Annotated in this window: 24 protein-coding genes; 9 read left to right on the top strand and 15 right to left on the bottom strand. The window is 74.8% G+C overall.

Features of this window, described 5'->3' with window-relative positions:
* Positions 1–16: 16 nt before the first annotated feature.
* Genes GA0070622_RS01060 through GA0070622_RS01035 form a run of 6 tightly spaced genes read right to left on the bottom strand, consistent with a single transcriptional unit; the run spans position 17 to position 5,449 of the window.
* Positions 17–973 (bottom strand): type II secretion system F family protein, encoded by a 957-nt coding sequence (locus GA0070622_RS01060; protein WP_369700193.1) that lies wholly within the window; start codon positions 971–973, stop codon positions 17–19.
* Entirely contained in the window at positions 916–2,454 is a 1,539-nt protein-coding gene (locus GA0070622_RS01055; RefSeq protein ID WP_091565579.1) for a TadA family conjugal transfer-associated ATPase, read from the bottom strand. The genes GA0070622_RS01060 and GA0070622_RS01055 overlap by 58 nt, the downstream gene beginning before the upstream one ends.
* A complete protein-coding gene (locus GA0070622_RS01050; protein WP_091565576.1) occupies positions 2,444–3,277 on the bottom strand; it encodes a CpaE/TadZ family protein in 834 nt (277 codons plus the stop codon). Before GA0070622_RS01050 ends, GA0070622_RS01055 begins: the two co-directional genes overlap by 11 nt.
* Positions 3,277–3,942 carry an SAF domain-containing protein gene (locus GA0070622_RS01045; RefSeq protein WP_091565571.1) on the bottom strand — a complete coding sequence of 222 codons (666 nt, stop codon included), beginning with the start codon at positions 3,940–3,942 and terminating at the stop codon, positions 3,277–3,279. The genes GA0070622_RS01050 and GA0070622_RS01045 overlap by 1 nt, the downstream gene beginning before the upstream one ends.
* The gene (locus tag GA0070622_RS01040; protein ID WP_091565568.1) at positions 3,939–4,889 is read right to left on the bottom strand and encodes a hypothetical protein; all 951 of its coding nucleotides are present in this window, start codon (positions 4,887–4,889) and stop codon (positions 3,939–3,941) included. Before GA0070622_RS01040 ends, GA0070622_RS01045 begins: the two co-directional genes overlap by 4 nt.
* Positions 4,883–5,449 (bottom strand): hypothetical protein, encoded by a 567-nt coding sequence (locus GA0070622_RS01035; protein WP_091576700.1) that lies wholly within the window; start codon positions 5,447–5,449, stop codon positions 4,883–4,885. Before GA0070622_RS01035 ends, GA0070622_RS01040 begins: the two co-directional genes overlap by 7 nt.
* A 590-nt stretch (positions 5,450–6,039) precedes the next feature.
* On the opposite strand from GA0070622_RS01035, the gene GA0070622_RS01030 reads away from it, so the two are divergent.
* Together GA0070622_RS01030 and GA0070622_RS01025 are read left to right on the top strand one after the other, a co-directional pair.
* Positions 6,040–6,813, top strand: coding sequence for a prepilin peptidase (locus GA0070622_RS01030; protein WP_091565565.1), 774 nt, complete (start codon positions 6,040–6,042; stop codon positions 6,811–6,813).
* A 118-nt stretch (positions 6,814–6,931) separates the two neighbouring features.
* Entirely contained in the window at positions 6,932–9,298 is a 2,367-nt protein-coding gene (locus GA0070622_RS01025) for a glycoside hydrolase family 65 protein (RefSeq protein WP_091565562.1), read from the top strand.
* Here the strand turns inward: GA0070622_RS01025 and GA0070622_RS01020 are convergent.
* On the bottom strand, positions 9,274–9,753 hold the full coding sequence (locus GA0070622_RS01020) for a hypothetical protein (protein ID WP_091576698.1): 480 nt from the start codon (positions 9,751–9,753) through the stop codon (positions 9,274–9,276). The two genes, GA0070622_RS01025 and GA0070622_RS01020, sit on opposite strands and share 25 nt — an antisense overlap.
* 115 nt (positions 9,754–9,868) lie before the next feature.
* On the opposite strand from GA0070622_RS01020, the gene GA0070622_RS01015 reads away from it, so the two are divergent.
* Complete coding sequence (locus tag GA0070622_RS01015; protein WP_091565557.1) at positions 9,869–10,642, top strand: SAM-dependent methyltransferase; 774 nt, start codon at positions 9,869–9,871, stop codon at positions 10,640–10,642.
* 82 nt (positions 10,643–10,724) lie between these two features.
* Here GA0070622_RS01015 and GA0070622_RS01010 read toward each other — a convergent pair whose 3' ends face one another.
* From GA0070622_RS01010 to GA0070622_RS00980, 7 genes are all read right to left on the bottom strand, one after another.
* Positions 10,725–11,306 carry an FHA domain-containing protein gene (locus GA0070622_RS01010; protein ID WP_091565554.1) on the bottom strand — a complete coding sequence of 194 codons (582 nt, stop codon included), beginning with the start codon at positions 11,304–11,306 and terminating at the stop codon, positions 10,725–10,727.
* Complete coding sequence (locus tag GA0070622_RS32325; RefSeq protein WP_176710401.1) at positions 11,303–11,473, bottom strand: hypothetical protein; 171 nt, start codon at positions 11,471–11,473, stop codon at positions 11,303–11,305. Before GA0070622_RS32325 ends, GA0070622_RS01010 begins: the two co-directional genes overlap by 4 nt.
* A 57-nt stretch (positions 11,474–11,530) precedes the next feature.
* Positions 11,531–13,099 carry a serine/threonine-protein kinase gene (locus tag GA0070622_RS01000; RefSeq protein ID WP_091565548.1) on the bottom strand — a complete coding sequence of 523 codons (1,569 nt, stop codon included), beginning with the start codon at positions 13,097–13,099 and terminating at the stop codon, positions 11,531–11,533.
* A 116-nt stretch (positions 13,100–13,215) separates the two neighbouring features.
* Positions 13,216–13,638, bottom strand: a complete 423-nt coding sequence (locus GA0070622_RS00995; protein ID WP_091565544.1) for a hypothetical protein — start codon at positions 13,636–13,638, stop codon at positions 13,216–13,218.
* Between the two features lie 11 nt (positions 13,639–13,649).
* Positions 13,650–14,078 carry a hypothetical protein gene (locus GA0070622_RS00990; protein ID WP_091565540.1) on the bottom strand — a complete coding sequence of 143 codons (429 nt, stop codon included), beginning with the start codon at positions 14,076–14,078 and terminating at the stop codon, positions 13,650–13,652.
* A gap of 109 nt (positions 14,079–14,187) precedes the next feature.
* Positions 14,188–14,481 carry a hypothetical protein gene (locus GA0070622_RS00985; protein ID WP_091565536.1) on the bottom strand — a complete coding sequence of 98 codons (294 nt, stop codon included), beginning with the start codon at positions 14,479–14,481 and terminating at the stop codon, positions 14,188–14,190.
* A 26-nt stretch (positions 14,482–14,507) separates the two neighbouring features.
* Positions 14,508–15,389 (bottom strand): RNA polymerase sigma-70 factor, encoded by an 882-nt coding sequence (locus tag GA0070622_RS00980; protein ID WP_091565531.1) that lies wholly within the window; start codon positions 15,387–15,389, stop codon positions 14,508–14,510.
* A 166-nt stretch (positions 15,390–15,555) separates the two neighbouring features.
* On the opposite strand from GA0070622_RS00980, the gene GA0070622_RS00975 reads away from it, so the two are divergent.
* Complete coding sequence (locus tag GA0070622_RS00975) at positions 15,556–16,041, top strand: carboxymuconolactone decarboxylase family protein (protein WP_091565527.1); 486 nt, start codon at positions 15,556–15,558, stop codon at positions 16,039–16,041.
* 50 nt (positions 16,042–16,091) lie between these two features.
* On the opposite strand, the gene GA0070622_RS00970 is transcribed toward GA0070622_RS00975, so the two are convergent.
* Positions 16,092–17,183, bottom strand: a complete 1,092-nt coding sequence (locus GA0070622_RS00970) for an epoxide hydrolase family protein (protein WP_091565522.1) — start codon at positions 17,181–17,183, stop codon at positions 16,092–16,094.
* A 94-nt stretch (positions 17,184–17,277) separates the two neighbouring features.
* On the opposite strand from GA0070622_RS00970, the gene GA0070622_RS00965 reads away from it, so the two are divergent.
* Genes GA0070622_RS00965 through GA0070622_RS00945 form a run of 5 tightly spaced genes read left to right on the top strand, consistent with a single transcriptional unit; the run spans position 17,278 to position 20,437 of the window.
* Positions 17,278–17,730 (top strand): MarR family winged helix-turn-helix transcriptional regulator, encoded by a 453-nt coding sequence (locus GA0070622_RS00965; RefSeq protein ID WP_091565517.1) that lies wholly within the window; start codon positions 17,278–17,280, stop codon positions 17,728–17,730.
* 40 nt (positions 17,731–17,770) lie between these two features.
* Positions 17,771–18,376 (top strand): helix-turn-helix domain-containing protein, encoded by a 606-nt coding sequence (locus GA0070622_RS00960; RefSeq protein WP_176558747.1) that lies wholly within the window; start codon positions 17,771–17,773, stop codon positions 18,374–18,376.
* On the top strand, positions 18,376–18,747 hold the full coding sequence (locus tag GA0070622_RS00955) for a hypothetical protein (RefSeq protein WP_091565513.1): 372 nt from the start codon (positions 18,376–18,378) through the stop codon (positions 18,745–18,747). Before GA0070622_RS00960 ends, GA0070622_RS00955 begins: the two co-directional genes overlap by 1 nt.
* Positions 18,744–19,643, top strand: coding sequence for an ABC transporter ATP-binding protein (locus tag GA0070622_RS00950; protein WP_091565508.1), 900 nt, complete (start codon positions 18,744–18,746; stop codon positions 19,641–19,643). The genes GA0070622_RS00955 and GA0070622_RS00950 overlap by 4 nt, the downstream gene beginning before the upstream one ends.
* A complete protein-coding gene (locus GA0070622_RS00945; RefSeq protein WP_091565504.1) occupies positions 19,640–20,437 on the top strand; it encodes an ABC transporter permease subunit in 798 nt (265 codons plus the stop codon). Before GA0070622_RS00950 ends, GA0070622_RS00945 begins: the two co-directional genes overlap by 4 nt.
* Positions 20,438–20,554: the final 117 nt, after the last annotated feature.

The raw sequence follows: 20,554 nt of genomic DNA, 5'->3' as shown, positions 1-20,554 counted from the left end.
TGCCAGTTGAGGACCACTACGCGATCGCCTCCTCCAGGTCGGGCGCCGGCAGGAAGCGCGCCGGACGCGGCGGCTGGCTCATCGAACGCACCCAGACCAGCAGCCCGATGAAGGCCGCACCGAGCACCGCCATCACGAGCTGCCCGGTGAGGGTCCCGTAGGGGCGGATGTAGTCGCTGTTCACCAGCCCGTACGCGAGCGTCGCCAGGGTCATGCCGGTGAGGAAGCGGACCGCGAACCGGGGCTGGGTCCGCTTCGCCTCGACCTCGCGTCGGGTGGCCACCTCGGCCGACGCGGCGCCGGCGATCGACCCGAGCACGTCGCCGAGGCGCTCGCCCCGGTCGGTGAGGTGCAGGATGAGCGCGGCCACCACCTGGTCGCCGACCGGGTCGGCGATCTCGTCGGCGAAGGCGAGCAGCGCGGAGCGCGCCAGCCAGCCGGCCTGGAGGCGGGCGGCGAGCGTGCGTACCTCCTCCTGGATCTCCTCCGGCGCGGTCGCGATCGTGCCGATGATGGCCTGCTGGAGCCCCTGCCCGGTCGCGGAGATGTCCTTGAGCCGCCGGGTCCACTCGCCGACCGCCTCCACCCGGGCGATGGCCCGCTGCTCGGCCCGGCCGACCGCGAACAGCCACGGCACGCCGGGCACCGCGAGCGCCACCAGCAGGCCGACCACCGGCAGGCCGGTGAGCAGGAACGCCGCCGCTCCGGCCACCACGGCGGCGCCGAGCAGGAGCTGGTGCCGCTGCCGGTCGGCGCGGCTCGCCCCGGAGCCGTTCCAGAGCCGGCTCAGGCCCGGCCCGGCGCCGCCCGGCGTCGACCTCGGTGGCCGGCGGGTGCCGACCAGCGCGACCACGGTCAGCACCAGCCCGGCCACGCAGGCCGCGCCGGAGACCAGCGCGATCAGCTCGATCCGGGTCACGCCGGGCCCCCGTTCGGTCGCCGCCCGAGGCGGGTGTGCCGGGGCCGCCGCCAGGCGCCCATCCCGGCCTCGACGAACCGGGTGAGCAGCCGGGCGTCGTAGCCCACCCGCAGCAACTGGTCGCGGATCCGTTCGGGCAGGTGGCGGGGGACCGCCCGGCCGTCCGGTCCCGGGCCGAAGACCGTGGTGGTGGTGATCCGGTTGCCCTCGCCCACGCCGATGACCTCCTCGACGTGCGAGACGAACCGGTGCTTGCGCCCACCGATCGCGGTCTCGTCGTCGACCGTGACGTAGACGATCAGGTCGAGCGCGTTGCCGGCCATCCGGCGGGCCTGGTCGACGGTCATCTCCCGGCCGTGGGAGAGCGCCAGCTCGATGATCCGTTCGCTCACCCCCGCCGGGGTACGCGCGTGGATGGTGCACATCGACCCGCGACTGGTCGTCATCGCCTGGAGCATCGGCACGATCTCCCGGGACCGCACCTCGCCGACGATGATCCGCAGCACGCCCATCCGCAGCGAGACCGGGATCAGGTCGGCGATGCTGACCTCACCGGCGGGTCGCCCGTCGGCCCCGCGCTCCCCGTGCCCCTCGCGGGACTCGAAGCTCATCACCGCCCGGTGCTTGTGCCCGCGCCGCGCCGGCAGCAGCTCCCGGCTCTCCTCCAGCAGCACGTACGGCTCGTCGGCCGGGATCTCGTCCATGAGCGCCCGGATGACAGTGGTCTTCCCGGCCCCGGCCAGCCCGGCGACCATGATGTTCAGCCCGGCCCGCATGGACGCGCGGAGGAAGTCGCGCAGCAGCGGGTCGATCATCTCGTCCAGGTCGGCTCGGCCGCCCGCGATGTCCTCCAGGCTCACCGCGAGCGTGTTGTGCTTGCGGATCACCGCGTACGGGCGGTGGCTGACCAGGAACACGGCGGCCAGCCGGCTGCCGTCGGGCAGTTGCAGGTCGAGGGTGGGCTTGGAGGTGGAGAGCGACCGTTCGGTCGCCCCGGCCCGCCGGGCCGCCGCCTGGAGGATCTCCACCAGCTCGTCGTCGGTCTCGGCGATCGGCTCGGCCCAGTCGACGCCGCCGCCGTGCCGGGTGATGCGCACCTGGTCGCAGCCGAGGATGTGCACCTCCTCGATGGTGTCGTCGACCAGCAGCGTCTGCAGCCGGCCCAGGCCGACCAGCTCGGCGGTCACCTGGTCGAGCAGCAGCCGTTCCTCGTCGGCGGGCATCGGCGTGCCGCCCCGGCGGACCGAGTCCGCGTACGCGGAGACGACCGCGACGGCCAGCCGGGCCCGCTCGACCTCCTCGGCGTCGGCGTCGAACTCCCGCCCCCGCTGCCAGTGGGTGAGTCGTTCGCTCAGCTCCCGGCGCAGTTCGCGGACCACCGCGAAGTCGACCCGGGGGCGCGGCGGCACCGGCGGCGCGGCCGGCGCGGGCGCGGTGACCTGGTGCCGACCGTTCGGCGGGGCCAGCGGCGGGACCGTGGAGACGACGCCGGGCTGCTGCCCGCGCGGGTCGTGGGAGACCGGCTCAAACCGCACCGGGCACCCCCGGTGCGGTCGGTTCGGCCACCGGGCGCGCGGCGGTGGTGCCGGGCCAGGCGAGCCGGGCCCGGCGCCGGTCCAGCAGCGCCCGGATCGGCACCTCCAACGCGCCGGCCGCGCGCATCAGCGGCCGGTTGCCGCGCACGGTGCCGCCGTGGCCGAGCACCTCGGCGGTACGGGGGTCGTGCGGCAGTCGGGCGATCACCGGCAGCCGCAGCGCCTTGCTGATCTCGCTGGTGCCGTGCCCGTCCCCGACCACCAGCAGGCGCAGGGTGCCCGGGGGGACCCGGTGTTCGCCGAGGTCGCGTTCGATCGCCCGGACCGTGGCCCGGGTGGCGGAGAGGTCGGGCAGGTGCGCGCGGGTCACGAGCAGCACCACCGCGGCGGCCCGGAGCAGCGGCCACGGTGGACCGCCGACCGCCAGCCGGCCGCAGTCGACCAGCACGTCGTAGGGCGGCACGCCCCGCTCCAGGCCGGTGAAGTAGTCGGCGAACCGCTGCCAGAGCGGGATCACGCTGCCGGCCTGGGCCGGGTCGACCACGCCGGGCAGCAGCAGCCGCTCCCGGCGCGGCGCGTCCAGGTCGACCAGCTGCGACCAGAACGCGCTCTCCAGGCTGCCGTCGCGCAGTTCGCCGACGGCCAGCTCGCCGATGCCGCGCGGACCGTCCAGCGCCCCGCCCAGGTAGCCGGCGAGGATCGAGCCCCCGGCGGGGTCGCACTCGGCCAGCACCAGCCGGCGGTGCCAGCTCAGCGCCGCGGCCAGCGCGGTGGTGGTGACGCCCGGCGAGCCCTTCGCCGAGACCAGGGCGATGATCGCCATCAGGCGGCCTCGGTGAGCACGAGCGCGATCCGGTCGTCCGCGGCCAGCGCCACCACGGCCGGCACGTCCCGGACGGCCAGCGCCAGGTAGACGACCGTGTCGTCGTTCTGCGGCGTCGCGGTGTCGATCACGGTGCCCTCGAAGCGGGTGCCGCCGCCGCGCGCCGCCGTGCTGCCGTTGGCGCTGCTGTCCGGCGTGCTGACCAGCAGCACCTTGTCGCCGGGGTGCAGCTTGCGGGCCGGCACCTGGTCGGGCTCCAGCCCGAGCGCGATCTGCTGCTGGCCGGGGCCGAGCAGTGGGGCGTCGGTGAGCTGGGCCGGGGTGAGCAGCGTGCCCGGGGTGAGCCGGACGGCGGCCCGCAGGCCCAGCACGTCCTTGACCCGGTCGGCCGGCACCGGCCGCAGCTCGCGCCCGCCGGAGACGCGGACCGGCACCAGGTCGTCGGCGGTGACCTGCTGGCCGACCTCGACCGGCCGGGCCACCGCCAGGTAGCTGCCGGTGGACCGCACCGAGGTGACCGCGAACGCCGCGCCCAGCCCGCCGACCGCGATCAGCAGGATCGCCAGGCCCAGCAGGCCGGGCCGGATCCGCCGCTGCCGGACCACCTTGGGGGGCGCCACCGGCGCCTCCACCGGGGTCCCGTTCCGGGACGCCACCACACTCATCGGGTCACCACCTGAAGTTCGTTGATCTGCACCGGGACCACACCGCTGACCCGGCTCTGGGGGATCACGCCGCTCTCCCCGCCGCCGGACCACTCCACGGTCCAGAAGGTGGTGGCGCTGACCTGGTAGGTGGCCGCCGTCGGGTATCCGTGGGGGAGGCCGCAGTCGGGCGAGGCCGCGCCGGCGTCCGGGCCGTCGGCGTCGTAGGGGGTGCCCGGCCCGTAGCACGTGACGTCGATGTCGTCGGACATGTGCCAGACGATCCGGTCCACCTTCGCGGTGATCTCGACGGTCAGCCCCCGGTCGGAGGCGGAGGCGGACAACGGCCCGAAGTACGACGCGCCGGGGCTGGCCCACATCCAGACCGGCAGGCCGACCAGGCCGGGTCCCTTGCTGCGCCGGGGTGCGACCGCGACCCGGGGCGGCAGCAGCGAGATCGAGGCCAGCGCGCGGCGGGCCAGTTCCTCCGGGTCGGGCGGCGTGCCGAAGCCGGGCGGCGGGGCGGCGAGCAGGACGTTGCCCTGCTGGCCGGTGGCGCCCCCGACGCAACTGGCGGTGTACCACTGCTGGCCGGCCGGCGCCGGCAGCTGCGGCTCGGTCAGCTTGTAGTAGCACCCGTCGCTGTTGTTGAACCAGCCGAGCAGGTCGTCGTAGCACTTGACGACCTGGCCGTTCCACTGGCACTTCGCGGTGCCACCGCCGTTGCCCCCGCCACCGTCGTTCCCGCCGCCGCCCGGTCCGCCGCCGCCGCCCGGGACACCCGGGTCGTCGTCCCACACGTCGCAGTCGGTCTGGTCGGGCGGGCAGGAGCCGCCCGGGTCGGCGGCACGCGCGGGCGCGCCGGTCAACGTCACCAGCGCTGCCAGGCCGGCGGCCAGCAGCAGCCGTCGGGACGCCCCGGCCCGGGTCCGGCGGGCCGGGGCACCCCCACCTCCCCAGGTCAACACGGCTGGTCCTGGTGCGCGGCGCCGGTGTTGACCAGCCACCGGCCGTCGGGGTAGCGGGCCGCGGTCGCGGTGGCCAGGTAGCGACCGCCGCGGGTGCCGGGCACGGTCTTGCGGTCCTTGACGGTGACGAGCCGGTAGTCGCGCGCGTCGAGGCAGTCCTGGATCTCGACGGTGGGCGGGTCGGCGGCCAGGTCGACCGAGACGACGGTGGGGTCGGAAACCAGTTTTCCGGTACGCATCGCGCCGTGCTCCTTCGCGTCACGAATTGCCAGCCGTACCCGGGTCAGCAGTGGATCGGCCAGAAAACGGGGCAGTGCGGGATGCCCGGGATCGCTGCGCGCGCTCGCCGTCCGGGACGCGTCGAGATAGCCGGAATAGGCGGCGAGCGCGGCCTTTGCGGCGGCGTTCTCCTCGGCGTCGGAATGGGCGACGGGTGCGGCGGCGCGCCCGGTCAGCGGACCGGTCGTCGCCTCCGGCCCGCTGCCGCAGCCGGCCGCGCCGACCGTCAGCGCGAGGCTGAGCAGGCAGATTTCCCATCGACGGGATTGCCGTGTGCGCAACGCCAAGCCCTCCTCGGTGCCGGCCCGGTGCGGTCGATCCGACCCGCTCCGGGCATGCGGAAGCGCGCCCGGATCTGTCCGGCCGGGCCTCGACCGCCACCGCGTGCATTTACCTGTGCTGATCTTCAAGAATGGGGAACTGATGTCTTCGGTCGGCCTCCGACGCCTATTGATCGGGGGGTTGCGTCGTACCCAAGGGGCGAGCATAGGCTGACGTCAGCCGATGCAACAGAGGCAATTCACGTGAACACGGTGAGTGAAGACGGGTGGTGGCGACCGGTGGATGGCCGGACGGTGACCGGCGGGCGACCGCCGGCCTTCCCGGGGGCGGGAGTGCGCGCACCCGCACCCGTCGCCGTGTCCCCGGAGGTCAGACCGGCGGCCGCCGGTATGGGTGGGCTCCGACCCGGGAGTCCGATCCGTCCTGCCGCTCCGGCCGGCCCGGGACGCGCCGCCGTCGCAGGCCGCCCCGGTGGTGCGGGAGGCGTGGCGGAGGCTGTTCGTCCCGCCGTCCGCCCGCCGGTGTCCGGCCGAACTTCACTCTGCGTGCTCCAGAATGAAACGGTCGGCGACCGGACGGGAGCACGGACATGACCACCGAACGGGTGCACCGCGCCGCCCCGGCGGCCGTCCCGTCCCGCCCGGTCGTCCGGCTGCTCGCCGTCCTCACGGTCGTGCCGCCGGTCCGCCTGGCGGTGGCCCGCTACGCCGTACCGCCGGACGCCCCCGACCGCGCGGGCTGCGACGCCTGCGGCACCCCGATCGGTCTGGACCGGCCCCTGCAGGCGCTCGGCCCCACCGCCCGCTGCCCGGGGTGCCGATCCCGGGTCGGCGCGCCACCCGCGCTGGTGGAGGTGGCGCTGCTGGCCGCCGTGGCGGCGCTGGTCCTGGCCGGCGGGCCGCCCGCGACCCGCCTGGCCCTGGCCTGGTGGCTCGGCTGGGCGGTGCCGATGGCGCTCGTGGACGCCGCCGCCCACCGCCTGCCGGACCGGCTGACCTGGCCCGCCGCGGCCGGCACCTGGGTGCTTCTCGGGGTGGCCGCGCTGGCCGGGCCCGGTCCGTCGCCGTGGCTGCGGGCCACCGCGGCCGGGCTGACCCTCGGCGCCGGCTTCGCGGCGACCACCCTGCTGCTCGGCCGGCGCGGCTTCGGCCTCGGCGACGCCAAGCTGGCGCTGGGCGCCGGCGCGCTGCTCGGCTGGTACGGCTGGCCGGTGCTGGTGGCCGGCCTGGTCCTCGCGGTGACCCTCTCCGGCGTGGCCGGGGTGGTGCTGCTCGTCCTCCGCCGGGTCCGCTGGTCGGCCCACCTGCCGTTCGGGCCGTTCCTCGTCCTGGCCACCGCGGTCACGCTGGTGCTGACCACCTGAGCCGTGTGCTCGGACACCCTCGGGTGGCCGCGCGGCCCGCCGCGGGTACCGGGATCCCAGCCACCTCTCAGCCGGGTCTGGTTCGGTGGCGGTCCACGCACCGAACCCGGGAGGACACGTGTCGCACGGCGGTTGGCGGATCCGGCGCACCAGCGCGGACCTGGACCGGCTCGGCGAGACCGAGTCGGTGTTCGCGCTGGCCAACGGCTGGGTGGGCTGGCGCGGCACGCTCGACGAGGGCCAGCCGTACGGCATGCCCGGCAGCTATCTCAACGGGTTCCACGAGCAGCACGAGCTGAGCTACCCCGAGGGCGGGTACGCCTTCCCCGAACGCAGCGACACCGTGATCAGTGCCCCCAACGCCGCGCTGGTCCGGCTCTGGGTCGACGGGGAGCCGCTGGACCTGCGCACCGGCACGATCCGGCGGCACCACCGGGAGCTGGACCTGCGGGCTGGGGTGGTGCGCCGGGAGACCGAGTGGGTCTCACCGGGCGGCCGCGGCGTCCGGGTCGTCAGCACCCGGCTGGTCTCGCTGCCCCGCCGACCGGTCGCCGCCGTCGACTGGACGGTCGAGCCGCTGGACGGCCCGGTCCCGGTGCGGATCTGCTCCGACCTGCTCGCCAACGAGCGGGTGCCGGAACGTGCCGACGACCCCCGGGCGGCCTCGGTGATCCACGACCCGCTCACCGCCGAGACCGGCCGGCACGACGGCACCGACGGCGTGCTGGTGCACCGGACCGAACACAGCGGCCAGCGGGTCGCGGTGGCGGTCGCGCACCGGGTCGCGGCCCCCGACGACACGGCCACCGACGCCGAGCTGACCGGTGACCGGTTCCGGCTGGCGCTCACCGGTCCGCTGCGCCCGGGTGAGCGGATCCGGGTCACCAAGTTCGCCGCGTACGAGTGCGCGGACGTGGACGGCACCCCGGCCGACGAACTGGCCGACCTGGTCGTCGCGGAGGCGGATGCGGCCCGGGCCGACGGGTTCGACGCCCTGCTCGACGCGCAACGGGCCGCCCTCGACGCGGCCTGGGCCACCGCCGACGTCGAGCTGGCCGGCGACCCGGAACTGGAGCAGGCGGTCCGCTTCGCGGTGTTCCACCTGATCCAGTCCGGCCGGGCCGACGGCGACCGCACCATCCCGGCGAAGGGCCTGACCGGCAACGGCTACGACGGGCACGTGCTCTGGGACACCGAGGGGTACGTGCTGCCGGTGCTGACGTACCTGGCGCCCGAGCTGACCCGCTCGGCGCTGCGGTGGCGGCACGCCCACCTGCCCGAGGCCCGGGAGCGCGCGGCCGAGTTGCGGCTGACCGGGGCGACCTTCCCGTGGCGGACGCTCGGCGGCCGTGAGTGCTCCGGGTACTGGCCGGCCGGCAGCGCCGGCCTGCACGTCAACGCGGACGTCGCGGACGCGGTGCTGCGCTACGTCGCGGCCACCGGGGACACCGCGTTCCTCGCCGAGTGCGGCGCCGAGGTGCTCGTCGAGACCGCCCGGCTGTGGCACGGCTACGGCCACTGGGACGACGCCGGCGCCTTCCACCTGACCGGCGTCACCGGACCGGACGAGTACTCGGCCCTGGTCGACGACAACATCTTCACCAACCTGATGGCCCGGCGGAACCTGCGCGGCGCCGCCGACGCCGTCCAGCGGTGCCCGGAGGTGGCCGACCGGCTCGGCGTCGACCCGGCCGAGGTGGCCGGCTGGCGGGCCGCCGCCGACGCGGTCCACGTCCCGTACGACGGCAAGCGCGGCGTGCACCAGCAGTCGGCCGGCTTCACCGAGCAGCCGGAGTGGGACTTCGCCGGCACCGGCGAGGACGACTACCCGCTGCTGCTGCACTTCCCCTACCTGGAGCTGTACCGCAGGCAGGTGGTCAAGCAGGCCGACCTGGTCCTGGCCATGCTGCGCTGCCCCGGCGACTTCACCGCCGAGGAGAAGGCCCGCAACCTGGCCTACTACGAGGCCCGCACGGTCCGCGACTCGTCGCTGTCCGCGTCCGCGCAGGCGATCCTCGCCGCCGAGGTCGGCCACCTCGACCTGGCGTACGACCTGCTCGCCGAGACGGCGTTCCAGGACCTGGCCGACCTGGGCGACAAGACCGCCGACGGGCTGCACCTGGCGTCCCTGGCCGGGGCGTGGCTGGTGGTGGCGCAGGGCTTCGGCGGGCTGCGCGACGACCGGGGCGTGCTCTCCTTCGACCCGCGGCTGCCCCGCCGGATCACCCGGCTGGTGTTCCACCTGCGCTGGCACGGGCACCGGCTGCGGGTCACGCTCACCCCGGACACGGCCGGCTACGCGCTGCCCGACGCCGGCCCGGGCGACGCGGTCGAGTTGTGGCACCACGGCGAGCGGCTGCGCGTCACCGGCGGCACGCCGGTCACCCGCCCGATGCCGCCGGTGCCGGACCCCGGCCCCGAGCCGTCCTCCCCGCCCGGCCGTCGCCCCGCCCGGCGCGCTCAGGAGGCGGCGGGCGGCGACTGAGCGGGCACGCCGGACATCCGCTCGACGATCTCCTCCAGCGCCTCGAACGCGTACGCCCAGTTGTGGCACTTGAAGCTGCGCAGGCCGGTGATCGGGGTGCGGCAGTCGGCACAGTGGACACCGGGGATCGCCTCCGGCACCTCGGTGTTGACGTACTTCCGCTCGCCGAGCACCACCCGGGCGATCATCGCCCGGTCGTGCACCTCGTGCAGCGCCGAGGAGACGATGTCGTACCAGGTCACCCGCCGCCCGCACTTCGGGCAGTCCGGCTCGTCGCCGCTGACCCACAGCGGCGCGCCGACGCTGCGCGCCGGGATGTTCAGCAGCTTCTCCAGTCGCCGCACGTCCGCCTCCGGCGTGGTCCACCGGTGCCGCCCCGGCAGCGAGGCGGGCGAGTCGTAGACGGCGCGGAACACCACCGGGTCGACCTCCATGGTCTTCCGTCCACCGGTCATCGGTACCTCCTCGAGTCGGCTGGTCCCACCGTCGTACCAGGTCAACCGCGTGGGCAAGCGGATCACGGACACGTCGGGTCAGCGGTGTGTCGCCCAGAGTGCTAGACATCAGGGCGTGACGGAGGCCGAGACGCGACCCAACGTCGCCCGGATGTACGACTACTACCTGGGTGGCTGCCACAACTTCGCCGCCGACCGGGCCGCCGCCGAGGAGGTCCTGAAGATCTTCCCGGACACCGGCGTGGCGGCCCAGACCAACCGCGCGTTCCTGCGCCGGGCCGTGCGCTGGGCGGCCGAGCAGGGGATACGCCAGTTCCTCGACGTCGGGGCCGGCCTGCCCACCCAGGGCAACGTGCACGAGGTGGTCCGTGCGGTCGCCCCCGACGCCCGGGTGGTCTACGTCGACCACGACGAGGTGGCCGTGGCGTACGCCCGGCGGCTGCTGCCCACCGACGGCCGCACCGTGGTGCTACGGGGCGACCTGCGGCGGCCGGACGAGATGCTGGCCGACCCGCTGCTGCGCGCCACCGTCGACCTGACCGAGCCGGTGGCACTGCTGCTGGTGGCGGTGCTGCACTTCGTGCCGGACGCGGACGACCCGTGGGCGGCCGTGGCGCGACTGCGGGACGCCACCGCCCGGGGCAGCATGCTCGCGGTCTCCCACCTGACCCTGGACGGCGCGCCGCCGCTGCCCGCCCAGGCCGGCACGGCGGTCTACCGGCGCAGCAGCGCGCCGCTGGTCCCCCGCACCCACGCCGAGGTGGCCCGCTTCCTCGACGGCTACGACGTGGTCGAGCCCGGCCTGGTCCGGTTGGCCGACTGGCGGCCGGACGGCGAGCCCCGGGCCGCCGTGTCGCACGGCTACGGCGGCGTCGGCGTCCGCCGCTGAGCCGTCCGGTCGGACGCGCTGGAGAGCCGCACGACGCCCGGCCGCCCGCCGGCCCGGCGCACCCGGCCGCCGAGCAGACCGGTCAACCGGTCGCGCCCCGGCGCACCGCCTCCGCGGCCAGCCGGGCCCGCCGTCGGTCGTCGTTGCTGACCAGGTCGAACTTGTCGTAGAGGCGGGTCAGGTGCTTCTTGACCGCGCTCTCGCTCACGCCCAGCGCGCCGGCCAGCACCCGCACCGACGGCGGCTCGGTGAACGCCAGGCCACCGTCCGAATACGGGCGGCAGAGCACGTCGAGCAGCTCCCGCTCCCGGCGGGTCAGGGCCGGTGGCGCGGGCGGTGGCTCGACCGCGAGCGTGTTCGTGCCGTGCTTCGCCGGCGCGCGGAACACCAGCCGCGCCGGCCCGATCCCCACCCGGTCCCCGTCGTGCAGGGTGCGCGCGTCGCGCAGCGGGGCGCCGTTGACCGTGGTGCCGTTGGTGCTGCCCAGGTCACGGATGATCCAGCCGGAGGGGAAACGCTCGACCAACGCGTGCAGCCGGGACACCTGGCGGTCGTCGATGGGCAGCTCGTTGTCCGGCGCGCGACCGATGGTCAGCGCGTCCGGGCTGAGCGGGACCAGCCGGACCGGACCGGTCCCGTGCACCTCGAACCAGCCGCCGGTCATCGGTCGCACCACGGCGCGGTGGCCGCCGACGTCGCCTCGCCGGAGCGGGTCACCGTCACGGTGGCAGTGGCGGTGACGCAGCGCCCGGTCGACGGCGACGGCTCCGTCCACAGCTCGTACGCCTGGCCGGCGGCGCGCTGCCGGGTGCCCGGGCCGTCCCCGCGCACCGCCACGTCCACGGTCCAGGTGCCGCCGCCGGTGGAGATGTTGTCCCGGTACTGCTTTCACACCCACACGTACGCCATCGCGGTCCGGCAACTCGGCGACCAGTACTGCTTGACCGAGATGGCCCGCAGGCCCCCGGCGTAGCCGTAGGCCGACGCGCCGACCTGGTGGGCGTCGGCGTAGCAGCGGCCCGGCGGGGCGTCGTCCTGGACGGCCCGGCGCGGCGCGGCCGTGCCGGAGATGGGGGTGCCGAACCGTCGATCGGCCACGGTCACCTCCAGCACCGCCCGCAGCGGCCCCGCCTCCCGGGGCACCGCGACCAGCCCGACCGCACACCCCTCGCCGGGGGCGAGTCGGCTCGTCCCGCACCCGTCCGAGGTAATCCGCAGCGCGCCCCGGGACGGGCCGGTCACCGCCACCGGGCCGAGCGTCACCGGGTGGTCGCTGCGGTTGCGGACCTGCACCATCCGCTCGTCCGACTGCGCGTGCATGGTCAGCTCTCCGAGCGCCAGCCGGTCCGGCAGGGCCACCGGCGCGGGCGTCGGCGGCGCCTGCGCGTACCCGGTGGCCAGCACGGCCGCCACCGCGACCGCCAGCCCGGCCGACCGGCGCAGCGCGCGCCCGCGTACCCCGGTGGGACTGGTCACGGTGGCGGAGAGCGCGAGGGCCGCGCGGCGGCGGGCCGACAGCGACCGGGGCCGGTCGGCCGGCGCGGCCGGCGGCGGCGCCGGGTCGGCGGACACGTCACCCAGGACGAACGAGGTCACCGGCAGGCCGGCCGCCGCCTGCGCCGCACGCAGGTCGGCGGCGAACTCCGCCACCGATCCCGGTCGCCGCGCGGGCTTCTTGGCCAGCGCGCGGTCCAGCGCCGCGCACACCTCGTCGGGTACGCCGAGCGGGCGCGTGTCCGGGGGCGGGTCGACGGCGATCCGGCGCAGCAGGGACGGGGTGGGCTCGCCGTCGGCCGGGGCGAACGGCGGCGCGCCACGGATCCAGTGCAGCACGGTCGAGGCCAGCGCGTAGACGTCGGAGGCGACCGAAGCCGGCTCGCCGCGCAGCACCTCCGGGGCCGTGTGCAGCACGCTGGCGGTGACCGTGGCGCGGGAGCCGGCGCGCTCGGCGTCCGGGCGGGCCTGGCCGAAGTCGGCGAGCTTCGGCTCGCCGTAGCCGGAGACCAGGATGTTCTCCGGTTTCACGTCGCGGTGCAGCACGCCGGCCCGGTGCGCGGTCTCCAGCGCGCCGGCCACCGCGATCCCGCCGGCGACGGCCGTCCGCCAGTCACCGGCCGTCCCGGCGCGCAACCGGTCGCCGAGCGAGCCGCCCTCCTCGTACGCCATCAGCAGGTACGGGTTCCCGGCGGCGGTGCGGCCGGCCTGGTGCAGGGTGACGATGTGCGGGTGGCCGGAGAGCCGGCCGAGGGTGCGCAGCTCCCGTTCGAAGCGGGCGCGGGACGGTCCGGCCCAGTCGGCGGCGAGCACCTTCACCGCGACCCAGCGGGAGTAGTCGGCCTGCCAGGCCCGGTAGACCACACCGAAGCCGCCCCGGCCGACCTCGATCGCGTCGGCGCAGCCGGCGATCCCCAGGTCGACCTCCGGGCCGGGCGTCACCGGCTGCTCGCTGTGGACCATCGCCGTCGAATGCTACCGATGGGCCCGGACGCGGCCCGCGGCGCTCGGCGTGCGACGTCGGGGGGTGCCCCGGGGCCGGCCGGTCACGCCGGCCGGCCCCGCCCCCCTTCGGCGGATCAGTAGTCGTTGTAGAACCGGTAGGCGCGGCACTCGCTCTCGTGGCCGTCCTTGTAGCGGCAGAAGAGGAAGCCGATGTAGCGGTTCTCCGGCAGGTTGTACGCGCCGCCCTCGCTGGCCCGGTGGGTGGCGCAGTTGCCCTCGCCGCCCCGGGTGAAGCTGTACCGGGTCGCCCCGTACGCGTCGTCCAGGCTGACGTACATCTTCACCGCGTAGCCGTCGGCGTCCGTGTCGCAGATCTTCAGGATGTCGCCGTGCTCGGTGAAGTACGCCTCGCCGCTGTAGTCGAAGATGCCGCCGCCGAACGCGTCGCCGGTGTTCATCACGTGGTACGAGTCCGACGCCATGGCCGGGCTCTGCAGGCCGACGACCAGCGCGGCCGCCGCCGCGCCGATGGTCAGCGCGGTGCGCTTGAGTCGCATGTGGTTCCCCTTCAGCAGACGGTGCTGGTGGACCCGCCGGTCGAGTTCAGGTAGCCGGTGACGTGGGTGCAGTGCGCGGCGGTGTTCGCCGCCCGGCCCCACAGCTCCGCCCGGGTGGTGTTGTTCAGCTCGCCCACGCCGTAGTCGGTGCCGCTGTCCGACTCGTCGACGACGTGCACGTACAGGTCCCAGTTCGAGTGGCTGGCCCGGTACTGCTCCCAGACGTAGATGTAGGCGTAGTTGTAGCCGCAGCCGTAGTACTGCTTCACCGACGCCGCCTGCATGCCGCCGACGGTGAGCACCCGGGTGGTGCCGATCTGGCGGACGCTGGAGCAGCTCGACGGCGTACTGGCCAGCGCCGGTGACGCGTCGACCAGGGCGACGGCGCCGGCGGCGAGGGCCACGGAGGCGGTGGCGAGGGTACGGCGGAGCATCGACATGACACCCTGCTTTCTGGTCGAGATCAGTTCCTCGACCGAGACAACCAGGGTGGGCGCGCGGCCGACAGGTGACGAAGCGGGGAGGGTTTCCTCCCCTGCGGTGTCCCGGTCAGCCGAGGCCGCGGTGTGCGGCCCAGAGCGCGGCGGCCCGGTCGGCCGCCGCCGCGACCAGCGCGGCCAGCTCCGGCCGGTCGGGCACCCGGAACGACACGTACGCGCCGCGCCCGCCCGCCGTGGGCCGGCCGTACGCCTTCGCCGCGAGGCTTCCGTCCGCCAGCAGCCGGACGTTGAGCGTGGTCAGCGTGAACTCCTCGCCGCGCCGGGTGTCGGTCCAACGCAACGCCTCCGGGACGGTCACGTTGATGGCCAGGGCGCTCACGTCGGGCGGGACGTCGCTGCTCATCCGGGCATCGTCGCACGGCCCGCCGCTCACCGGCGCAGGGTGTTCTCCCGGGTCATGTGCGACAGCTTCTCCGGGTTGCGCACCGCGTAGAGCCCGCTGATCCGGCCGTCGTCGAGGCGGACCGCCACGACCGTGTCCAGCTCGCCGTGGAGCCGGACGACGAGCGCCGGATAGCCGTTGACCTGCGCGGGTTCCATCGAGGCCACGGGTGCGACCCGGCCCCAGCCGCCGGCCAGCAGCCGGGCCACCTTGTCCACGCCGGTGACCGGGCGCGGGACGGCCTGCTTGATCCCGCCGCCGTCGCCGACCAGCACCACGTCCTCGGCGAGCACGGCGAGCAGCGACCGGAGGTCACCCGTCTCGACCGCCCGCCGGAACGCGTCGAGCGCGTCGCGGGTCTCGGCCGCGGACACGGACTGGCGGGGCCGGCGCGCCGCGACGTGGGCCCGGGCCCGGTGGGCGATCTGCCGGACCGTGGCCGGGCTCCGGTCGACCGTCGCGGCGATCTCGTCGTACCCGACGTCGAAGACCTCCCGCAGCACGAACACGGCCCGCTCGGTCGGGGTGAGCGTCTCCAGCACGAGCAGCATCGCCATCGACACGCTGTCGGCCAGGGCCACGTCGTCGGCCACGTCGGGCGTGGTGAGCAGCGGCTCGGGCAGCCACGACCCGACGTACGACTCCTTGCGGCGGCCCAGCGCGCGCAACCGGGACAGCGCCTGGCGGGTGGTGATCCGCACCAGGTAGGCGCGCCGGTCCCGTACCTCGTCGAGGTCGACGCCGGCCCACCGCAGCCAGGTCTCCTGCACCACGTCCTCGGCGTCGGCGGCCGAGCCGAGCATCTCGTACGCGACGGTGAAGAGCAGGTTCCGGTGGGCGAGGAAGTCCTCGGTGGCCGGCTCCGCCATGGCTGGCTCCTTCGCTGCTCGGCTGCGTTCCCCACCAGACGCCGACCGAAGGCGCGGTGTGACGTCCCGTCGCTGTGTCGGTGGTCACCGGGCCAGGCTGTCACGCCGGCGCGGCGACCGGCATCTCGTGGTCGTCCGACACCACCCCAGCAGAGAGGTCGGAACGATGGAGACCCGAATCAACCTGTTCGAGAACGCGACCGCGGCAAAGTTCATGAAGCGGTTCGCCAACGCGGGCCTGGTGCTCCAGCAGTCGCCGCTGCCGCACGCCGTCCAGGAACTGGTGTCGCTGCGGGCCAGCCAGATCAACGGCTGTGGCTGGTGCATCGACATGCACGTCAAGGAGGCGGCGGCCGCCGGGGAGAGCGCGGTCCGGCTGCACCTGGTCGCCGCCTGGCGCGAGTCGACCGTCTTCACCGAGGCGGAGCGCGCGGCGCTGGCGTTCGCCGAGGAGGGCACCCGGCTCGCCGACGCCCACCAGGGGGTGTCCGACGAGACCTGGGCCCGGGTGCGCGAGCACTACGACGACGACCAGATCGCGGTGCTGGTCTGCCTGGTCGGCCTGATCAACGCGGCGAACCGGTTCGCGGTGATCGTGCACCAGCGCGGCGGGGCGTACGAGGCGGGGATGTTCGCCGCCGCCCTGGCCTGAGCGGCGGGATCGGCCGGCCCGGGAGGTCCCCGGGCCGGCCTGCCGCGCGCTCACCGCAGGTCGTCGAAGAAGGCGCGGACGTCCGCGACGAACAGGTCCGGCACCTCCAGGGCGGCGAAGTGGCCTCCACGGTCGAACTCGCTCCAGTGCCGGATCCGGTACGTCAGTTCGGCGAGCGGGCGGACGGACCGGGTGATGTCGTGCGGGAGGACGGCGACGCCCACCGGCGGCGGGCAGGGCGCGGGCGGTCCGCCGAGCGCGCTCTCCCGGACCAGTCGGGCCGAGGACGCCGCGGTGCCGGTGAGCCAGTAGAGCGACACGTCGGTGAGGATGCGGTCCGCGCTGATGGTGGAACGCGGGTCGGCCCACTCGGTGAACTTCTCGGCGATCCAGGCGAGTTGGCCGGCGGGTGAGTCGTTCAGCGCGTACGACACGGTCTGCGGGCGGCTGGCGTAGAGGATCTGGTGCGGGTGCCGGTGCGTCATGAGGTGCCGGATCCGCGCCAGCCGGCCCCGGTCCTGTTCGGACAGGTCGCCCTCGCCCGTCCAGCCCGGCGGTGGGGGTGTGGGCAGGTAGGTGAGGTGCACGCCGACGACGTTGTCCGGGGCGATCCCGCCCAGGCGGGTGGAGATCACCGAGCCCCAGTCGCCGCCCTGGGCGCCGTACCGCCGGTAGCCGAGCCGGCGCATCAGCTCGGCCCAGGCGCGGGCGACGCGGGTGACGTCCCAGCCGCGTTCCCGGGTGGGGCCGGAGAAGCCGAAGCCCGGGATCGACGGGACGACCACGTGGAACTGCTCCGACAGCGGCCCGATCACGTCGAGGAACTCCACCACCGAGCCGGGCCAGCCGTGGGTGAGGATCAGCGGCAGCGCGTCCGGGTCGGCGGAGCGGACGTGCAGGAAGTGCACGTTCTGCCCGTCGATCTCGGTGGTGAACTGCGGGTACCGGTTCAGTTCGGCCTCGTGTGCTCGCCAGTCGTACCCGGTGCGCCAGTGCTCGGCCAGCTCGCGTACCCGGGCCAGCGGGATGCCGTAGTCGGTGCCGGCGTCCGGCAGTTCGTCGGGCCAGCGGGTCCGGGCCAGGCGGTCGGCGAGGTCGTCGAGATCGCGCTGGGGGATGTCGACTCGGAACGGCTTGATCATGATCTGCCCTTCGTTGGTCGTCCTAACGTTGGTGCGACCAACAGTATGGGTCCGCTTCGTTGGTCGCACCAACGTTTCTGGTTAGGCTGCTCACATGGACACTCCGGATCAGGACGTCGTACCGGCCCGCCTGGCCGGCCTGCCGAGTTGGCTGATCAGCCAGACCGCCGTCCGCGCCGGACGGATGGTGAGCGACGGGCTCGCCGCGGTGGACGCGCGCGGTTACCACTTCCGCCTGCTCGCCACGCTGGACGAGTTCGGGGCGGCCAGTCAGGCGGCGCTCGGCCGCCGCAGCGGCATCCACGTCAGCGACGTGGTCGCGGCGCTCAACGAACTCGCCGACCGCGACTACGTGACCCGCGAGCCGGATCCGGCCGACCGGCGCCGCAACGTCGTCACCATCACCCCGGCCGGGCGGCGGCAGCTGCGGCGGTTGGAGAAACAGCTCGCGGTGGTGCAGGACGAACTGCTGGCACCGCTCTCGCCGGAGGAGCGCGCGCAGTTGTCCCGGCTGCTCACCCGGGTGTTGCGCCACCACTCGGCCTGATCCCTGCCGTTATCACTATCAAGAGTGATAACGTTCGGCCATGGCGATGTCGAGGGAGCGGTGGGCCGAACTGGCCCTGCATCCGGTGCGGATCCGGATCCTGCGGGCGGTCGCCGGCACCCGGCTGACCACGCGCGCCCTGGTCGAATTGCTGCCCGACGTGCCGCAGGCCACGCTCTACCGGCACCTGGCGACGCTGGTCAAGGCCGGGCTGCTCGACGTGGTCGAGGGGCGCAGGGTGCGCGGAGCCGTCGAACGGGTCTACGCGCTGCCCGCGCACGGCGCCACGCTCGACGCCGACGCCCTGGCCGCCGCCACGCCCGAGGACCACGAGCGCTACTTCACCGCGTTCGTGTCGAGCCTGCTCTCGGAGTTCTCCCGCTACCTGGCCCGGGACCGGGTGGACCTCGCCGCGGACGGCGCCGGCTACCAGCAGATCGTGCTCCACCTGACCGACGCCGAGCTGGGTGAGTTCGCGGCCGGGTTCAACGCGCTGGTCGGCCCGCTGCTCGGCAACCGGCCCGGCGACGGGCGGAAACCGCGCCTGCTGGCGACCGTCCTCATGCCCGCCGACCTGCCGCCGACCGGCACCGAAGACGCACCGGAGTCGGCGAACGACTCCGACCCGACGAAGGGGGACAGCTGATGGCCACCGTCATGCTCACCGGCGAGGTGATCGACGTCCGGTTCACCGGATGGGAGCGGGTCTGGACCGGGCGGGAGCGGTTCGTGCTGCCCGTCGGCGCGGTCCGGCACGCCGCCCCGGTGGGTGAACCGGTCCGGCTGGCCCGCGGCGCCCGGCGCGGCTTCGTGGTGTCCGGCCTTGCCAAGATCGGTGTCTGGGGCCTGTTCGGCGGTCCCCGACAGCTCGTGGCGGCCCGCCGCGGCGAACCCGGGTTGCACCTCGTGCTCGACCGCGCGGCGGCCGGCGGCGAGTTCGACGAGGTCGTGCTCTCCACTCCGGACGCACCGGCGCTCGCCGCCGCGATCGCGCGTGGGACGGCGGCGCGACCGTGACCGGCGAACGGCTGGCGATCGAGGTGTCGCGCCTGACGAAGCGCTACGGCGACGCGACCGTCGTGCGGGACCTGACGTTCACCGTGGCACCCGGCGTGGTGACCGGATTCCTCGGTCCGAACGGCGCCGGCAAGACCACCACCATGCGGATGATGACCGGGCTGGTGTCGCCCAGCAGCGGCACCGCCACGATCGGCGGGCTGCCGTACGCGCGACTGGCCGAGCCGGCGCGCACCGTCGGCGCGATGTTCGACGCCAACGCCTTCCACCCCGGCCACACCGCCCGCGACCACCTGCGGGTCTACGCCGCGATGAGCGGCTGCCCGGACGGTCGGGTCACCGAGCTGCTGGACCTGCTCGGCTTCACCGGGGCCGCCGACCGCCGTACCCGTGGGTTCTCCACCGGCATGCGGCAGCGGCTCAACCTCGCCACCGCGCTGCTCGGCGACCCCCGGGTCCTGCTGCTCGACGAACCGGGCAACGGGCTGGATCCGGCGGGCATGTCGTGGCTGCGCGACCTGCTGCGCCGACTCGCCGACGAGGGGCGCACCGTCCTGATCTCCAGCCACGTGCTCAGCGAGGTCCAGCAGCTCGTCGACGATCTGGTGGTGATCCGGCGGGGTGAACTCGTCGCCGCCGGGCCGCTGTCCCGGCTCGCCGGCCCGCCGACCGTGCTGGTCACCTCGCCCGACGCCGCTGCGCTCGCCGCCGCCCTGCCCGCCGGCGCCGTCGAACCCGCCGGGCCCGGACAGCTCCGGGTACGCGGACTGGACGCGCCGGCCGTCGCCGACCTCGCGGCCGCCCACCGTCTCCGCGTCCACGAGCTGGTCACCGCGCACGCCGACCTCGAACGCCTCTTCCTGGACCTGACCAGCGACCCGGTGGCCGCCCCATGACCCCCCTGATCAGAGCGGAGTCCCGCCGGTTGCTGGCGACCCGGATGTGGCGCGGGCTGCTGCTCGCCGCCGTACTGCTCGGCGGTGGACTGGTCGGCCTCATGGCGCTGGTGGGTCCGGAGAACTTCGACCCGCCCCTGCCCGGGCTGGACACCGAGGTCGGCCTCCGCGCGGTCCTCGGCATCCTCGGCTACACCGCGTTCGTGCCGGCCGCCGCCGGCACGCTCGCGGTCACGTCCGAGTACCGGCACGGCACCGCCGCCGTCACGTTCCTGTTCGCGCCGCGCCGCGGGCGCGTGCTCGCCGCCAAACTCGCCACCCACGCGGTCGTCGGCCTCGCCTACGGAATCGTTCTCGCCGGCTCCGCCGCGGTGGCGCTGTTCGCCGTCACGGCCGCCCGTGGCGTACCGCTCGGGCTGCCCGCGCCGACCGTGCTGGCGCTGCTCGCCCGGATCGGGCTCGCGATGACGGTCTACCTGCTCGTCGGCGTCGGCGTGGGCGCGCTCCTGCGCAACCAGGTCGCCGCCCTCGCCGTCGTGGTCGGCTACCTCTACCTCGGCGAGCCGGTGCTCATGATGATCCCCGGGGTCAGCGCGCTCTATCCGGTCCTGCCCGGTGGGGCGACCGCCGCGCTGACCGACTTCACCTACCTCGCCGACGCCATGTCCGACCAGACCGGCGGCGACGCCGTCCACCTCCTCCCGCCGGCCGGGGGAGCGCTGCTGCTGACCGCGTACGCGCTGGTTGCCGCGGCGGTGGCGGTGATCGTCCCGATGCGCCGGGACGTCACCTGACCAACCGTGCCGGGGCACGCGAACCGCGAGCGGTACGACGCCTCCGACGCGCACCGAGCGGTGGCGCTCGGGGGCCGACCTCCGAAAGTTTCGGAGCCACTTCTCGAACCGGGTTCC

It is taken from the genome of Micromonospora sediminicola (assembly GCF_900089585.1).
GTDB classification, from domain to species: Bacteria; Actinomycetota; Actinomycetes; order Mycobacteriales; family Micromonosporaceae; genus Micromonospora; species Micromonospora sediminicola.
This window is presented reverse-complemented; position numbering and strand designations above follow the sequence as displayed.

Bases quoted from the DNA above. Each gene is read 5' to 3' on its own strand.
- GA0070622_RS01000 (WP_091565548.1), bottom strand. From the start codon at position 13,099: ATGGTCCACAGCGAGCAGCCGGTGACGCCCGGCCCGGAGGTCGACCTG.
- GA0070622_RS00975 (WP_091565527.1), top strand. From the start codon at position 15,556: ATGGAGACCCGAATCAACCTGTTCGAGAACGCGACCGCGGCAAAGTTC.
- GA0070622_RS01050 (WP_091565576.1), bottom strand. From the start codon at position 3,277: ATGGCGATCATCGCCCTGGTCTCGGCGAAGGGCTCGCCGGGCGTCACC.
- GA0070622_RS00945 (WP_091565504.1), top strand. From the start codon at position 19,640: ATGACCCCCCTGATCAGAGCGGAGTCCCGCCGGTTGCTGGCGACCCGG.
- GA0070622_RS00955 (WP_091565513.1), top strand. From the start codon at position 18,376: ATGGCCACCGTCATGCTCACCGGCGAGGTGATCGACGTCCGGTTCACC.
- GA0070622_RS00960 (WP_176558747.1), top strand. From the start codon at position 17,771: ATGGCGATGTCGAGGGAGCGGTGGGCCGAACTGGCCCTGCATCCGGTG.
- GA0070622_RS00970 (WP_091565522.1), bottom strand. From the start codon at position 17,183: ATGATCAAGCCGTTCCGAGTCGACATCCCCCAGCGCGATCTCGACGAC.
- GA0070622_RS01010 (WP_091565554.1), bottom strand. From the start codon at position 11,306: ATGACCGGCGGCTGGTTCGAGGTGCACGGGACCGGTCCGGTCCGGCTG.
- GA0070622_RS00965 (WP_091565517.1), top strand. From the start codon at position 17,278: ATGGACACTCCGGATCAGGACGTCGTACCGGCCCGCCTGGCCGGCCTG.
- GA0070622_RS00985 (WP_091565536.1), bottom strand. From the start codon at position 14,481: ATGAGCAGCGACGTCCCGCCCGACGTGAGCGCCCTGGCCATCAACGTG.
- GA0070622_RS01020 (WP_091576698.1), bottom strand. From the start codon at position 9,753: ATGACCGGTGGACGGAAGACCATGGAGGTCGACCCGGTGGTGTTCCGC.
- GA0070622_RS00995 (WP_091565544.1), bottom strand. From the start codon at position 13,638: ATGCGACTCAAGCGCACCGCGCTGACCATCGGCGCGGCGGCGGCCGCG.
- GA0070622_RS01030 (WP_091565565.1), top strand. From the start codon at position 6,040: ATGACCACCGAACGGGTGCACCGCGCCGCCCCGGCGGCCGTCCCGTCC.
- GA0070622_RS01045 (WP_091565571.1), bottom strand. From the start codon at position 3,942: ATGAGTGTGGTGGCGTCCCGGAACGGGACCCCGGTGGAGGCGCCGGTG.
- GA0070622_RS00980 (WP_091565531.1), bottom strand. From the start codon at position 15,389: ATGGCGGAGCCGGCCACCGAGGACTTCCTCGCCCACCGGAACCTGCTC.
- GA0070622_RS00990 (WP_091565540.1), bottom strand. From the start codon at position 14,078: ATGTCGATGCTCCGCCGTACCCTCGCCACCGCCTCCGTGGCCCTCGCC.